Consider the following 14,087-nt stretch of genomic DNA (forward strand, 5'->3'; position numbering starts at 1 on the left):
GGTGGAAGCGTAGCGATACGTGGAGCTGACGAATACTAATAGATCGAAGACTTAATCAAAATAATTGTTCATAAGGTAATGCTTGTGATATATACTTACTATCTAGTTTTGAATGTATAACATTCAAATACTTAATCTGGTGCCAATGGCAAAGAGGTCACACCTGTTCCCATGCCGAACACAGAAGTTAAGCTCTTTAGCGCCGATGGTAGTCGGACTTACGTTCCGCGAGAGTAGGACGGTGCCAGGTTATTACATAATCGGAGAATTAGCTCAGCTGGGAGAGCATCTGCCTTACAAGCAGAGGGTCGGCGGTTCGATCCCGTCATTCTCCACCATTTTTAAAAGTAAATATGAGTAGCCGGCCTAGCTCAATTGGTAGAGCAACTGACTTGTAATCAGTAGGTTGGGGGTTCAAGTCCTCTGGCCGGCACCATGATGAGCCATTAGCTCAGTTGGTAGAGCATCTGACTTTTAATCAGAGGGTCAGAGGTTCGAATCCTCTATGGCTCACTTTGCGGGTGTGGCGGAATTGGCAGACGCACTAGACTTAGGATCTAGCGCCTTACGGCGTGGGGGTTCGACTCCCTTCACCCGCATATGCAGAAGTAGTTCAGCGGTAGAATACAACCTTGCCAAGGTTGGGGTCGCGGGTTCGAATCCCGTCTTCTGCTCCATTATTTGCCGGGGTGGCGGAACTGGCAGACGCACAGGACTTAAAATCCTGCGGTGAGAGATCACCGTACCGGTTCGATTCCGGTCCTCGGCACCATTGTTTCATTTCATATGCGCCCGTAGCTCAATTGGATAGAGCGTTTGACTACGGATCAAAAGGTTATGGGTTCGACTCCTATCGGGCGCGCTACATTACCTTACGGGAAGTAGCTCAGCTTGGTAGAGCACTTGGTTTGGGACCAAGGGGTCGCAGGTTCAAATCCTGTCTTCCCGATATCTTTTAAAATATTTATATGGGGGCTTAGCTCAGCTGGGAGAGCGCCTGCTTTGCACGCAGGAGGTCAGCGGTTCGATCCCGCTAGTCTCCACCATTTAAATTAATACTAATACAACTACATAAGGCGGCGTAGCTCAGCTGGCTAGAGCGTACGGTTCATACCCGTGAGGTCGGGGGTTCGATCCCCTCCGCCGCCACTAAATTTAGTTGAAAACATTATTAGGACCTTTAGCTCAGTTGGTTAGAGCTAACGGCTCATAACCGTTCGGTCGCAGGTTCGAGTCCTGCAAGGTCCATATAATTCGGAGGAATACCCAAGTCTGGCTGAAGGGATCGGTCTTGAAAACCGACAGGGGCTTAACGGCTCGCGGGGGTTCGAATCCCTCTTCCTCCGCCATTATTATTTTCTATTACCGCGGGATGGAGCAGTTCGGTAGCTCGTCGGGCTCATAACCCGAAGGTCGGTGGTTCAAATCCGCCTCCCGCAATATTATTTATAAGTGGTCCCGTAGTGGAGCGGTTTAACACGCCTGCCTGTCACGCAGGAGATCGCGGGTTCGATTCCCGTCGGGACCGCCATTATTAAAATGGTTCAGTAGCTCAGTCGGTAGAGCAAAGGACTGAAAATCCTTGTGTCGGCGGTTCGATTCCGTCCTGAACCACTTTTTTGCCGGCCTAGCTCAATTGGTAGAGCAACTGACTTGTAATCAGTAGGTTGGGGGTTCAAGTCCTCTGGCCGGCACCATGTCTTGGAGGGGTAGCGAAGTGGCTAAACGCGGCGGACTGTAAATCCGCTCCTTCGGGTTCGGCAGTTCGAATCTGCCCCCCTCCACCATATCAATAGGGGCATAGTTCAACGGTAGAATAGAGGTCTCCAAAACCTTTGATGTGGGTTCGATTCCTACTGCCCCTGCCATGGCGGTTGTGGCGAAGTGGTTAACGCATCGGATTGTGGTTCCGACATTCGTGGGTTCGATTCCCATCAACCGCCCTTTATTTAAAATTAATGGGCTATAGCCAAGCGGTAAGGCAACGGACTTTGACTCCGTCACTCGCTGGTTCGAATCCAGCTAGCCCAGTTACTTTTGGCGGCATAGCCAAGTGGTAAGGCCGAGGTCTGCAAAACCTCTATTCACCGGTTCAAATCCGGTTGCCGCCTCCATTGATATGAAACATGCGGGAGTAGTTCAATTTTTAGAACACTTTCCTTCCCGGAAAGAGGTATAGGTGTAAGTCCTATCTTCCGCTCCAATTAATTTTTAAATTAAGCTAATATGATATGATGCGGGAGTAGTTCAATTCTAGAACACTTTCCTTCCCGGAAAGAGGTATAGGTGCAAGTCCTATCTTCCGCTCCATTTTTTCCAATAAGATATTGGATTTTTTTGTATTATGCCGGTGTGGCGGAATTGGCAGACGCGCGGGACTCAAAATCCCGTGTCTTCACAGACGTGTCGGTTCGACCCCGACCACCGGTATCAATAACCATTATTTACACATCATAGCACATCAGAAACCCTGTTATTACGGGGTTTCTTTTTATTTATACACCATATAATGCCACTTAAAGTGCTACCATACACAATTTTAAGTGGCCGTGCCTTTTTCTACTTTATCATTTGAATTACTATCTCTGCGTACTAAATTTCTTTTTATCGAGAACTCTTTTACTTTGCAAGTTTTTTCTACTTTTTCTTTCAAAAATGCAACATACATCATCAAAATCCAACAGGAGATTAAAACTCATATATCTTGCTCATTTAGTGATCTACAGAACTTATCGAACTTTTATCTCTGTAGTCACATTTACTTTGTTTAACACTTGCTTTTTTTGTAAAGAAAAAACATATTACTCTAAAAAACTACTAATAAATATCTAAAATAAAAACAGAATTACTGGTGAAATGAATAAGAAAATTAAATGTTAATATAATAAACTGTTGACAAATTTTACTTTTAGTTATATAAATAAATTGTTATCTAGATAATGAAATTAAAATCAAAAGGAGCAAAACATCATGAAAAAAAGCTTTGTATTAAAAGGTTTGTCAGCTTTGATTATTTTAAGTTCAGTTGGTTTTGTAGAAAGTGCAGTAAACGTAACACAAAATGTTGCACATGCAGAAAAAAATGTGATTGAAATTAAAGATGGATATGGTGCACCTTATAGTAGCGTTGTTGCTTTTGACGCTGCTACTGGGTTTGTAGTAGGACCTAATACAATTGTTACAAATAAACATGTAACAAAATTTTTAAAAGTAGGAGATAAAGTAAGTGCGCATCCTTCTAGCTTTGGCAATAGTGGGGGACGTTATACGATTTCAAGTATTGCTGACTATTCAGGAAAAGAAGATGTAGCAGTTGTCCATGTGAAGAACACTAGTGAAGAAGGTTGGGATTTTAATAGATTCACAACAATAATGCCGATTGCAAGTGGCGCACAAGCTGGTGAAAGGGTTTCAATCATAGGATATCCAGCACCTGATATTAATAATTATAAACTATTTGAATCACTAGGAACGATTATTAGTGTTAACGGCACTGAAGTGATATATGATGCTTTTGCTCAGCCAGGAAACTCAGGTAGTCCTATTATGAACGTTAAGGGTGAAGCTATAGGTGTACATTCTCGATCAGATAGAACAACATCACCTGACAAAAAATCTTATGGCGTATTCTTTACACAAGATATCAAAAATTTTATTCAAAAACAAATCGAAAATCAATAATAGAATAAAGAAGGAGAAAAACATCATGAAAAAAAGCTTTGTGTTAAAAAGTTTGTCAGCTTTGATTATTTTAAGTTCAGTTGGTTTTGTAGAAAGTGCTGTAAATGAAACACATCATGTTGCCCAAGCAGAAAGAAATGTAAAAGAAATTAAAGATGGATACGCTACACCATACAGTAGTGTAGTTGCATTTGCAGGTGCAAGTGGTTTTGTTGTCGGACACAATACAATCGTTACAAATAAACATGTTATTAGCCATCTGAAGGTAGGAGAGAGATTAAGTGCACATCCTACTGGCAATAGTAGCAATGGTGGACATTATACTATAACAGATATGGTTGCGTATCCAGGTAAAGAAGACTTGGCAATCGTTCATGTAGATAGCACAAGTGATATCGGATGGGATTTCAATAAAAGAACAACAATTATGCCACTTGCTAAAAGCGGTCAGGCTGGAGAAAGAGTTTCGCTCATAGGGTACCCAGATCCTGTGAAGAATAAGTATAAACTATTTGAGTCAACAGGAACTGTCATTAAATTTGAAGGTACTCGAGTAGTATATGATGCTTTTGCTGAGCCAGGAACTTCTGGTAGTCCAATTGTTAATCTTAACGGTGAAGCTATTGGTGTACATACGGGGTCAGATATTGAAATTACACCTACTAAAAAATCATACGGTGTTTACTTTACTGAAGACATTAAAAAGTTTATTAAACAGCAAATTCAAAAACAATAATAAGATAAAAATCAGCGACATATAAAATTAAAGAGCTAAATTTTTCAATTGAAATTTAAGAGGACGACTATTACTTATAGTCTCCTCTTTTTATAACATCATAATGTATGATTTATATTACAATGCGCCAATATAAAAAATTATTATAAAATAGGATATTGGTGTCACATTTTACGATTGTCTGTATTCCCTTCATCACACAAATTTATCATTTGTTACTAAAATGATGTACTGTTATAGTTACTTTTTATCAAAACGCTATCGATTAATTTCTATTTAATAAAATGAATATTTCTTCGTTTACACTTATATTCGTATGAGGTTCTCAATCATTTATTTTCAATCACTATGTCTGTGTTGTATATTTTTTCCCGAAAACTGTCTATACATCATGGCACTTTAAAGTATTGATGAATATTTTAAGAAATTTTCAGAATACTATTGTACCATAAGTTCACATATATTATGATTAACCTATTCTTATAAGCGGAGGGTTGCGTAGATGGCGACAAATCAAATTAACAGCAAGCAATTTTTTAGCGTTATTTTAAATGCGGTAGGGGCTGGCGTTGTAATTGCGTTACTCCCTAATGCCTTTCTAGGTGAATTGCTGAAGTTTTTTAAAGAAGGCCGACCCATTCTTGAAAGTATCTATCAAGTGGTGATGGTCATACAATCGTTCATGGCATTTATTATTGGTGCACTCGCTGCACATGCATTTAAGTTTCCAGGGCCTGGAGTAGCATTTGTAGGGACTTCTGCTATGATCGGTTCAGGTGCGTTACAATTTAAAAATGGGGCATTTGTATTGCATGGTATTGGTGACATTATTAACGTGATGTTAATCGTAATGGTAGCCTGTTTGTTGTTTATTTTATTATCAGGTAAACTCGGCTCTTTAGAAATCATTGTTTTACCGGCATTGATTCCTGTGACTGCCGGAATGATTGGTTTAACAACGTTACCTTATGTAAGTAAAGTGACCCAATCTTTAGGACATTTAATTCACACGTTTACAGAGCTGAATCCACTAATTATGAGTATTTTAATTGCGATTACATATGCATTATTAATGGTGACACCGATTTCACTTGTCGCAATAGCAACAGCAATCTCACTCACAGGTTTGGGAAGTGGTGCTGGAAATATGGGCGTTGTTGCGGCGTGTGTAACATTTTTAATGGGTTCCATGAAAGTGAATAAAATGGGTGTGAATATTATTTTATTACTTGGTGCAGCAAAGATGATGATTCCTGTATATTTTAAACATCCTATTATTATGATTCCATTAATTATCAACGGTTTTGTAGCTGGACTGATTACGTATTTTATTGGCATCCAAGGTACACCGATGTCAGCAGGTTTCGGTTATTCAGGACTTGTTGGACCAATTAATGCGTTTAACCGTTTAGAAGGGGATCCAATGATGAATATTGTATTATTATTAATTGCTTATTTAGTGATTCCTTTCACAGTTGGTTGGTTTGTACATCAATTGAGTAAAAAGGTGTTGCCAGGATACCGTGACGATATTTATTACTTCGAAGTGCTTAAAGATTAATATATGAAATGGTGTTATCAATCTCATATGCATAGGTAACATAATGAATAAAACATCAAGCAACGATTCAAAGTTGTTTGGTGTTTTTAATATTTAATCGCTTTTTATGAAAATTTTTCAAAATCAATATTGCATAAACTTACATATAAATGTATAATAATCAATATTATTGGAAGGAGGCAACGTAATGAAGTATATGGGGAAAATGATAGCAGTGTTGTTAATCATGGTGTTTTGTCTGTCGGGAATACCTGTAAAGTATGATGCCCAGGCTGCAAATGAAGATCAGTGGGACGTCATTAAAGCGCGTGGGGAACTCAGAGTAGGGTTATCTGCTGACTATGCGCCGATGGAATTTGAAAGAACGGTGAATGGTGAACGTGAATATGCAGGTATTGACATTGAACTGGCAAAAAAAATTGCTGAGGATAATGGAGTTAAATTAAAAATCGTCAATATGCAATTTGATAGTTTACTTGGAGCATTAAAAACAGGAAAAATAGATATGATTATTTCTGGGATGACACCGACAGCAGAACGTAAAAAAGAAGTGGATTTTTCGGACAATTATATGACGGTAGATCAAAAAGTTGTTGTGCGTAAAAAAGATAAAGATAAATATCAAACATTGAAAGATTTAGCACATCATCGTATTGGTGCTCAAAAACAAACAACGCAAGAAGAATTAGCGCAAAAAGAAATTGAAGGGGCAGATGTCCAATCGTTAACACGTTTGCCTGAAGTCATTTTATCTCTTAAAAGTAACAAAGTCGATGCGATTGTCATGGATAGCGCAGTAGGTAAAGCATATTTAGCTCAAAATGAAGAATTAACTTTCTCTGATGCTTCATTTGCTGATTCTGAAAAACCAACTGCCATTGCGATTCCTAAAGATTCACCAAAATTAATGAAACGTGTGAATCAAACGATTGCAGATGTAAATAATAATCAATTAATCAAAAAGTATGAAAAAATAGCTGCTGAAGCGATGCAAGATGATGGGAGCTTTTTAACCAAATATGGCGCATTTTTCTTAACAGGGATTAAAAGTACGATTGTTATCTCGCTGATTGGGGTTGTATTAGGGGCAGTGTTTGGTTCGATATTCGCATTGATGAAAATTAGTACAATCCGACCTTTAAAATGGTTTGCATCAGCCTATATCGAGTTTCTTCGTGGGACGCCGCTATTAGTACAGGTCTTTTTAGTCTTCTTTGGTACGACAGCAGTGTTAGGTCTTGATATTTCAGCATTTATTTGTGGGGCTATCGCATTAGTCATCAACTGTTCTGCCTACATCGCTGAAATCATTCGTGCAGGGATTAATGCCGTAGATAAAGGTCAAATGGAAGCGGCACGTAGCTTAGGTTTAAGCTATAGCCAAACGATGAAGTCAGTCATTATGCCTCAAGCGATTAAAAAGATTTTGCCGGCATTAGGAAATGAATTCGTGACGGTCATTAAAGAGTCGTCTATTGTGTCTGTCATCGGTGTTAGTGAAATTATGTTTAATGCGCAAGTTGTGCAAGGGGCTTCCTTCGATCCGTTTACACCATTATTAATTGCCGCTGTGTTGTACTTTATTTTAACATTCACGCTCTCACGTTTAATGAGCTTTTTAGAAGGGAGAATGAGTATCAGTGATTAAAATTTCAAAGTTAAATAAATCGTTTGGTCAAAATGAAGTGTTAACAGGTATTGATTTAGAAATTGCACAAGGTGAAGTTGTCGCGATCATTGGTCCTTCTGGAAGTGGTAAAAGTACATTACTGAGATGTATGAATTTACTAGAAGTCCCCACATCTGGCCACGTGATTTTTGAAGGGCGCGATTTAACAGAAAAAGGGACTAAAGTAGACGAATTACGTCAAAAAATGGGGATGGTATTTCAAAACTTTAACCTATTTCCACATAAAAAAGTGATTGATAACATTATGCTTGCACCTCAATTATTGAAAAAAGGGAACACACAACAATTAAAAACACGTGCTTTAGATTTATTGTCAAAAGTCGGGCTAGAAGATAAAGCAGATGCTTATCCCAATCAATTGTCTGGTGGTCAAAAACAAAGGGTTGCCATTGCACGTGCATTAGCGATGGATCCTGACGTGTTATTATTTGATGAACCGACATCAGCATTGGATCCAGAAGTGGTAGGAGAAGTATTAGCTGTTATGAAGTCACTTGCCAAAGAAGGTATGACAATGGTCGTTGTCACACATGAAATGGATTTTGCGAAAAATGTAAGTGACCGTGTTGTCTTTATGGCAGATGGTGTTGTGGTCGAAGATGGGCCACCTCATGAAATTTTTGAAAATCCGCAACATGAACGGACGCAGAACTTCTTAAAACGTGTGTTAAACTAAGTTGTGATCGCGTTGAGTTCAATGGATGTCATATTCGCATCATGCACATTTGTATAGAAATTTTAGGAAGAAGTTGAGATGATTTGAATGTCTCATCTTCTTCCTATTTTGTCGTTGATAATTAAGAAAACATTCCCACGCAATGACAGTCAGATATGTTAAAATGGTATGGTGATTTTAAAGAGGTGACAAGATGGATGTACGGGCATTAAAACAAGAAATCATTGATTATGCACATACAATAGGAATTAATCGTATCGGTTTTACGACAGCTGATCCTTTTGATGAATTGAAACAAAAACTTGTGGACTATCATGCGAAAGGTTATGCATCAGGTTTTGAACCGTCTGATATCGCTTTACGCACAGAGCCGAAGTTATCCTTACCAACTGCACGCTCAATTATCGCAATTGCAGTAGGGTACCCGAATAAATTGAAAGGCGCACCAAAAAGTGTACGCGGTGACCGTCGAGGTATGTTTGCGAGAGCGTCTTGGGGGCAAGATTACCATTCGATTATGCGACGTCGCTTAGATGATTTGGCAGCATTTATTCAAACTAAAGTGCCGGATGTAGAGCTCATGTCAATGGTCGATACAGGTGTTCTATCTGACCGTGCCGTTGCAGAACGAGCGGGGTTAGGATTTGTAGGACGTAACGGTTTTGTTATTAACCCAGATTTAGGAACGTGGACCTATTTAGGCGAAATGTTAGTGAGCATTCCTTTCCCACCTGATGACCCGTTACTGGATAGTTGTGGTGACTGTACGATATGTGTGGATCGTTGTCCAACAGGGGCGCTCGTCGGGAATGGTCAATTGAACAGCCAAAAATGTATAAGCTTTTTAACGCAAACGAAAGGCTATTTACCAGATGAATATCGATACAAAATCGGTAATCGTTTATATGGTTGTGATACGTGTCAACAAGTGTGTCCGAAAAATCGTGGCATTAATACTGAACAAGACGATATACATCTAGAGCCAGAAATTTTAAAACCACGCTTAGTTCCATTGTTAAAAATGAATAATAAAACGTTTAAAAATACATTTGGACATCTTGCGGGTGCATGGAGAGGGAAAAAGCCGATTCAACGTAATGCCATTGTCGCGCTCGCACATTTTAAAGAAGAAGCGGCAATCCCTGAACTGAAAGATGTGGCGGAAACGGATCCTAGACCAATGATTCGTGCGACGGCCTTTTGGGCAATTGGACAAATTTTAGGTGATGCAGCGAAAGATTACGTGATGTCCCATTACGATAATGAGCTAGAAGAAGTACAAGTAGAGATGATTAAAGGATTAGAAATGAGGAGAGATGAATAATGCCAATTCATGTAGTTTTATATCAACCAGAAATTCCTGCGAATACAGGAAATATTGCAAGAACATGTGCAGCGACCGACACACATTTACATTTAATTCGTCCACTTGGTTTTAGTACGGATGATAAAATGCTGAGACGTGCCGGTTTAGATTATTGGAAATATGTATCGATTACATATTATGACAATATTGAATCGTTTTTTGAACAAACAGAGGGCCAGTACTTTTTACTGACAAAATTTGGTTCAAAAAATCATACGTCTCAAGATTTCTCAGACGTAGAGCAAAATTATTACTTTATATTTGGAAAAGAAACGACAGGTTTACCAGATTGGGTGAAAGATAAATATGAAAACACAGCGTTACGTATCCCAATGAATGAGAATGTACGTGCATTAAACTTATCTAATACTGCAGCGATTTTAGTGTATGAAGCATTGAGACAGCAAGATTATCCTCATTTACAATAAAACCGAACGCATTTGATAGTATTATGAATGAATTAAGTTTGGACAAGAACAATTACGTAAAAAAGGTTATAATAATCATAACGGAAAATGATCCGAATGTTCCTCATTTTTTAATGTTTTAATATATGTTTAAAATGGGTATGTAATGATTAATGTAAAAGACGAGTAGGACAATAAGGAGTGTACGATAATGGCAATGAATTTTAAAGTATTTAAAGATGCAGAAACAGCAGCAATTTTCACAGCAGATATCTTAAGAAAACAGTTGAACAACAATCCAACATCAATTGTGGGCCTTCATTTAGATAAAGAAGAAGCCCCTGTATTCGATGCATTGAAAAAAGACGTCGATCGCCATAGCGTGGATTTCAGCCAAATTCATATTTTGGATTATGATGCGCAAAAATCATATTATCAATCATTAGGTGTTCCAGAAAAGCAAATTCATCATGTTCCAGAAGATGAAAAAGTGGAAGAATTTATTAAGCATCACGCAAAAACGAAAGATAATAAAGGTAAATTAACATTACAAGTTGTGACAATCGATACAGAAGGTCAGATTGGTATTCCTATGAAGGATGCTTTATTACCCGCACGTGAAGTGATCGTTGTTGTAACAGGCGCAGCGAAAGCAGAACAAGTGAGAAAATTATACGAAGAAAACGGTAATACAAGCTATATTCCGTCAGCATTAAAAACACATCGTATGGTCACAGTTGTTCTTGATGAAGCGGCTGCTCAAGGTTTACCTGAAGATGTGCGCAATTACTTTACTTCATTATACGCATAAGAGAAGAGGTGAAGGGATAATGAAGGAAGAGCAAAAGCATTATGACAATGAAATGGTTGACAGCTTTGATGATGTCGTTGAACTTGGGAAAGAAATGGAACAAATCTCTGAAGCCAATGATGAAGAGAAGTTAAATCAATCACATGATTCAAACGTACGTTCAGATAAAGAAACGAAATAAAGGAATAAACTAAAAAACTGAATCTAATTTGGATATTTATTTATCCTCTTATCTCTGATAGAATGCATCTAAAGAGATACTAATGTGCTAAATGTGTATTTATATGCGGTTAGTTAAAGGGGATATTAATAATGAAAGAAAGACTCATATGGTTAGGTGTATTTATAATTTGTTTATTGCTTATGATAGTTTTAAACATCAAATTTCATTTCTATTCATGGTATTCAATAGCCATAATTTTTAGTGTATGTGGTTTAATATCTTACGTTGCACTAGAAAAGAAAATAAAAAGTAAAAATAAAAAAAGAGAATACTAGATATATTGAAAATTGTATTTTCGTTGATTCTATTTGAGTTTTGACGTAGTAAGTTGAGATATCAAAGGTAGTAAAACATAATAGTAGTCAAAATTAAGAAGGTATTATTTTAAATTATTATTAACTAGAATAATTTAGAAGTTTATTAATTTATGCAATTTTAGTGATGATTAGGACTTGTTGAATTAAATAGTCAAAACTTTTGGCTATTTTATCGATAGATTCCCATCCTAAATTTAAGAAAATAGAAATGGATGTAAATGGCCGTTCAAAAAAGTAGGAAAGTTTCAGTTTAAAGATGCTTTTTCCTGCTTTTTTATTTTTCTAAATTATATAATCGTACCTTGGTCAATCTTTGTATAGAAGTTGTTTTATTGAACCGTTATATATAGGAATGATCCTCATTTACTTATATTTTACATAACAATAATAATATTTCAACATATTTAGTATATTTTTATTACTAAATATCCATAAACTAAACTATGATTAAAATTTAATATTGTCGATACTTTCATCTGTATTAACAGTGTACTTATATGATATATACCATTAATGTATAATGATGGTATTAATAGCAGATGTTAATATTTAAATATGATAAAATGAGAGCGTGTTTAAAAAATGATGAAAGGTGACACACATGAAGTTACATCAGAAATGGGTTACATTAATTATAATTTCCACAATCATCAATTTACTATCAATTAAAGCTTTTCCATTGGCATTAGGCACATTGTACTTACCAGTATTGTTCAAAATTGTACAGCTACAACTGAACTTATCCAATGGTTTAGTCGACAATGCACAATCACATGTTCAAACTTTTGTTAAAACCAATCAAAAAGGGATTGTGATTAGTGTCATTTGTTGTATTGCAATTACTGTCGCATTAACGATTTATTTAGATGATTTTTATAGTCAATTCAGTGGTATTTTGGGTGTATTAATCCAAATTAGCCCTGTCATGATGGTGATTGGCTTAATTTTGTATATTTTGTCAGCTATCGCGGTTGTCCAAGCAGTTAAACATAAATTTATGTATGCGCAAACCGAAAATAATGAAAAAGCAATTTCAAATGAATAAATAAGGTGCTGGGAAATTCAATTTTCTCAGGCCTTTTTATTTTACTTTTAAAACACTTAAAACAAATCAAATCTGAAATTAAGAAAAAACAGCAATTGCACGTCAATGTTCATTGAATGGCGATTTCGTTTAATGCTATAATTTAAGTGACAAGAATATTCAAAAATTAAAGGGGAGCGAGAGATATGTCAGTAAGAATCGAACATGATACATTTGGTGAAATAGAGGTACCTGCAGATAAATATTGGGGTGCACAAACACAAAGAAGTAAACAAAATTTCCCAGTAGGTAAAGAGAAAATGCCTATCGAAGTCGTATATGGTTTTGCACAATTGAAACGTGCGGCTGCACTTGCCAACCATGACTTAGGAAAGTTAAGTGAAGCTAAAAAAGATGCGATTGTGCATGCATGTGATCGTATTTTAGCAGGAGAATTAGATGAACATTTCCCATTAGTCGTATGGCAAACAGGTAGTGGCACACAAAGTAATATGAATGTGAATGAAGTTGTGAGCTATGTGGCGAATGAGTATTTAAAATCTAACGGCAGTGATGAAACGATTCACCCGAATGATGATGTTAACAAGTCACAAAGTTCTAACGATACATTCCCGACAGCAATGCATGTGGCGCTTTATCATGAAGTGGAAAAACGTTTAGAACCTGCATTAAAAGGTTTACGTGAGACATTCTACAAAAAAGAAAATGACTTTAAAGACATCATCAAAATTGGACGTACACACCTTCAAGATGCGACACCGATTACGTTAGGCCAAGAAATTAGTGGTTGGCGCTATATGTTAGATGTATGTGAAAACTTATTGGCAGAATCTAAAAAGCATATTTTAAATTTAGCTATTGGTGGGACAGCAGTTGGTACGGGGATTAATGCACACCCTGAGTTTGGTAATAAAGTAGCAGCTTACATCTCTGAAAATACAGGCTATCCATTTGTTTCATCTGAAAATAAATTCCACGCTTTAACTGCACATGATGAAGTGGTTCAATTACACGGTTCACTCAAAGCACTTGCAGCAGATTTAATGAAAATTGCGAATGATGTCAGATGGTTAGCGTCTGGACCTCGCGCTGGTTTAGCAGAGATTTCTATTCCTGAAAACGAACCAGGTTCATCAATTATGCCAGGTAAAGTAAATCCAACACAATGTGAAATGTTAACAATGGTTGCTGTACAAGTTATGGGTAACGATACAGTTGTCGGTTTCTCAAGCTCTCAAGGTAATTTCGAATTAAACGTCTTTAAACCTGTTATTTTGCATAATACATTACAGTCCATCTATTTATTAGCAGATGGTATGAATACGTTCAATGAAAATTGTGCAGTAGGTATTGAGCCAATTCCTGAAAACATTGACAACTACTTGAACCGTTCACTGATGCTTGTCACAGCGCTTAACCCACATATCGGTTATGAAAAAGCAGCAGCGATTGCTAAAAAAGCACATAAAGAAGGTTTAACATTAAAAGAATCTGCAATTCAGTCAGGTTATGTGACAGAAGAACAATTTGAGGAATGGATTAAGCCAGAAAACATGGTTCATCCGAAATAGTAT

The 14,087-nt window shown here is 37.1% G+C and carries 11 protein-coding genes, 24 tRNA genes and 1 rRNA gene; all 36 read left to right on the forward strand.

The window, feature by feature from the left end; genetic code table 11:
* Positions 1 to 135: 135 nt before the first annotated feature.
* Positions 136 to 250: ribosomal RNA gene (rrf, locus tag CCE82_RS00010) — 5S ribosomal RNA — on the forward strand.
* 12 nt (positions 251 to 262) lie between these two features.
* Positions 263 to 338 (forward strand) — tRNA-Val (locus tag CCE82_RS00015).
* 22 nt (positions 339 to 360) lie between these two features.
* Positions 361 to 436 (forward strand) — tRNA-Thr (locus CCE82_RS00020).
* 4 nt (positions 437 to 440) lie between these two features.
* A tRNA-Lys gene (locus tag CCE82_RS00025) sits at positions 441 to 513 on the forward strand.
* 4 nt (positions 514 to 517) lie between these two features.
* Positions 518 to 599: transfer RNA gene (locus tag CCE82_RS00030), tRNA-Leu, on the forward strand.
* Between the two features lie 3 nt (positions 600 to 602).
* A tRNA-Gly gene (locus CCE82_RS00035) sits at positions 603 to 677 on the forward strand.
* 6 nt (positions 678 to 683) lie between these two features.
* Positions 684 to 772: transfer RNA gene (locus CCE82_RS00040), tRNA-Leu, on the forward strand.
* A gap of 16 nt (positions 773 to 788) precedes the next feature.
* A tRNA-Arg gene (locus CCE82_RS00045) sits at positions 789 to 862 on the forward strand.
* Between the two features lie 13 nt (positions 863 to 875).
* A tRNA-Pro gene (locus CCE82_RS00050) sits at positions 876 to 949 on the forward strand.
* A gap of 21 nt (positions 950 to 970) precedes the next feature.
* Positions 971 to 1,046 (forward strand) — tRNA-Ala (locus CCE82_RS00055).
* A gap of 29 nt (positions 1,047 to 1,075) precedes the next feature.
* Positions 1,076 to 1,149, forward strand: a tRNA-Met gene (locus CCE82_RS00060).
* 25 nt (positions 1,150 to 1,174) lie between these two features.
* Positions 1,175 to 1,248, forward strand: a tRNA-Ile gene (locus tag CCE82_RS00065).
* Positions 1,249 to 1,256: 8 nt separating this feature from the next.
* A tRNA-Ser gene (locus CCE82_RS00070) sits at positions 1,257 to 1,349 on the forward strand.
* 17 nt (positions 1,350 to 1,366) lie between these two features.
* Positions 1,367 to 1,440, forward strand: a tRNA-Met gene (locus CCE82_RS00075).
* Positions 1,441 to 1,454: 14 nt separating this feature from the next.
* A tRNA-Asp gene (locus tag CCE82_RS00080) sits at positions 1,455 to 1,531 on the forward strand.
* Positions 1,532 to 1,541: 10 nt separating this feature from the next.
* Positions 1,542 to 1,614, forward strand: a tRNA-Phe gene (locus CCE82_RS00085).
* Between the two features lie 7 nt (positions 1,615 to 1,621).
* Positions 1,622 to 1,697, forward strand: a tRNA-Thr gene (locus CCE82_RS00090).
* Positions 1,698 to 1,703: 6 nt separating this feature from the next.
* A tRNA-Tyr gene (locus tag CCE82_RS00095) sits at positions 1,704 to 1,787 on the forward strand.
* Between the two features lie 7 nt (positions 1,788 to 1,794).
* Positions 1,795 to 1,868: transfer RNA gene (locus tag CCE82_RS00100), tRNA-Trp, on the forward strand.
* Between the two features lie 2 nt (positions 1,869 to 1,870).
* A tRNA-His gene (locus CCE82_RS00105) sits at positions 1,871 to 1,943 on the forward strand.
* A 16-nt stretch (positions 1,944 to 1,959) separates the two neighbouring features.
* Positions 1,960 to 2,031, forward strand: a tRNA-Gln gene (locus CCE82_RS00110).
* A gap of 8 nt (positions 2,032 to 2,039) precedes the next feature.
* Positions 2,040 to 2,114 (forward strand) — tRNA-Cys (locus tag CCE82_RS00115).
* A 14-nt stretch (positions 2,115 to 2,128) separates the two neighbouring features.
* Positions 2,129 to 2,203: transfer RNA gene (locus CCE82_RS00120), tRNA-Gly, on the forward strand.
* Between the two features lie 33 nt (positions 2,204 to 2,236).
* Positions 2,237 to 2,310: transfer RNA gene (locus tag CCE82_RS00125), tRNA-Gly, on the forward strand.
* A 36-nt stretch (positions 2,311 to 2,346) separates the two neighbouring features.
* Positions 2,347 to 2,430, forward strand: a tRNA-Leu gene (locus tag CCE82_RS00130).
* 540 nt (positions 2,431 to 2,970) lie between these two features.
* A complete protein-coding gene (locus tag CCE82_RS00135) occupies positions 2,971 to 3,681 on the forward strand; it encodes a trypsin-like serine peptidase (RefSeq protein ID WP_086427425.1) in 711 nt (236 codons plus the stop codon).
* A gap of 25 nt (positions 3,682 to 3,706) precedes the next feature.
* Positions 3,707 to 4,417, forward strand: a complete 711-nt coding sequence (locus CCE82_RS00140) for a trypsin-like serine peptidase (protein WP_086427426.1) — start codon at positions 3,707 to 3,709, stop codon at positions 4,415 to 4,417.
* Positions 4,418 to 4,919: 502 nt separating this feature from the next.
* The gene (locus CCE82_RS00145; RefSeq protein WP_086427427.1) at positions 4,920 to 5,978 is read left to right on the forward strand and encodes a PTS sugar transporter subunit IIC; all 1,059 of its coding nucleotides are present in this window, start codon (positions 4,920 to 4,922) and stop codon (positions 5,976 to 5,978) included.
* 187 nt (positions 5,979 to 6,165) lie between these two features.
* Complete coding sequence (locus CCE82_RS00150) at positions 6,166 to 7,626, forward strand: ABC transporter substrate-binding protein/permease (RefSeq protein WP_086427428.1); 1,461 nt, start codon at positions 6,166 to 6,168, stop codon at positions 7,624 to 7,626.
* The gene (locus CCE82_RS00155) at positions 7,619 to 8,344 is read left to right on the forward strand and encodes an amino acid ABC transporter ATP-binding protein (protein WP_086427429.1); all 726 of its coding nucleotides are present in this window, start codon (positions 7,619 to 7,621) and stop codon (positions 8,342 to 8,344) included. Before CCE82_RS00150 ends, CCE82_RS00155 begins: the two co-directional genes overlap by 8 nt.
* Before the next feature lie 193 nt (positions 8,345 to 8,537).
* Complete coding sequence (gene queG, locus CCE82_RS00160) at positions 8,538 to 9,668, forward strand: tRNA epoxyqueuosine(34) reductase QueG (protein WP_086427430.1); 1,131 nt, start codon at positions 8,538 to 8,540, stop codon at positions 9,666 to 9,668.
* Positions 9,668 to 10,138, forward strand: coding sequence for a tRNA (uridine(34)/cytosine(34)/5-carboxymethylaminomethyluridine(34)-2'-O)-methyltransferase TrmL (trmL, locus tag CCE82_RS00165; RefSeq protein ID WP_086427431.1), 471 nt, complete (start codon positions 9,668 to 9,670; stop codon positions 10,136 to 10,138). Before queG ends, trmL begins: the two co-directional genes overlap by 1 nt.
* A 190-nt stretch (positions 10,139 to 10,328) precedes the next feature.
* Positions 10,329 to 10,928, forward strand: a complete 600-nt coding sequence (locus CCE82_RS00170; RefSeq protein ID WP_086427432.1) for a 6-phosphogluconolactonase — start codon at positions 10,329 to 10,331, stop codon at positions 10,926 to 10,928.
* A 19-nt stretch (positions 10,929 to 10,947) separates the two neighbouring features.
* Positions 10,948 to 11,109 (forward strand): SAS053 family DNA gyrase inhibitor, encoded by a 162-nt coding sequence (locus tag CCE82_RS12995; RefSeq protein ID WP_167370946.1) that lies wholly within the window; start codon positions 10,948 to 10,950, stop codon positions 11,107 to 11,109.
* Between the two features lie 960 nt (positions 11,110 to 12,069).
* Entirely contained in the window at positions 12,070 to 12,513 is a 444-nt protein-coding gene (locus CCE82_RS00180) for a hypothetical protein (RefSeq protein WP_086427434.1), read from the forward strand.
* Between the two features lie 185 nt (positions 12,514 to 12,698).
* A complete protein-coding gene (gene fumC, locus CCE82_RS00185; RefSeq protein WP_086427435.1) occupies positions 12,699 to 14,084 on the forward strand; it encodes a class II fumarate hydratase in 1,386 nt (461 codons plus the stop codon).
* Positions 14,085 to 14,087 lie beyond the last annotated feature (3 nt).

Source organism: Staphylococcus cornubiensis (genome assembly GCF_900183575.1).
GTDB classification, from domain to species: Bacteria; Bacillota; Bacilli; order Staphylococcales; family Staphylococcaceae; genus Staphylococcus; species Staphylococcus cornubiensis.

Coding starts and splice junctions, on each gene's coding strand:
- CCE82_RS00135 (WP_086427425.1), top strand. CDS start 2,971: ATGAAAAAAAGCTTTGTATTAAAAGGTTTGTCAGCTTTGATTATTTTA.
- CCE82_RS00180 (WP_086427434.1), top strand. CDS start 12,070: ATGAAGTTACATCAGAAATGGGTTACATTAATTATAATTTCCACAATC.
- CCE82_RS12995 (WP_167370946.1), top strand. CDS start 10,948: ATGAAGGAAGAGCAAAAGCATTATGACAATGAAATGGTTGACAGCTTT.
- CCE82_RS00170 (WP_086427432.1), top strand. CDS start 10,329: ATGGCAATGAATTTTAAAGTATTTAAAGATGCAGAAACAGCAGCAATT.
- fumC (WP_086427435.1), top strand. CDS start 12,699: ATGTCAGTAAGAATCGAACATGATACATTTGGTGAAATAGAGGTACCT.
- CCE82_RS00150 (WP_086427428.1), top strand. CDS start 6,166: ATGAAGTATATGGGGAAAATGATAGCAGTGTTGTTAATCATGGTGTTT.
- queG (WP_086427430.1), top strand. CDS start 8,538: ATGGATGTACGGGCATTAAAACAAGAAATCATTGATTATGCACATACA.
- CCE82_RS00140 (WP_086427426.1), top strand. CDS start 3,707: ATGAAAAAAAGCTTTGTGTTAAAAAGTTTGTCAGCTTTGATTATTTTA.
- trmL (WP_086427431.1), top strand. CDS start 9,668: ATGCCAATTCATGTAGTTTTATATCAACCAGAAATTCCTGCGAATACA.
- CCE82_RS00145 (WP_086427427.1), top strand. CDS start 4,920: ATGGCGACAAATCAAATTAACAGCAAGCAATTTTTTAGCGTTATTTTA.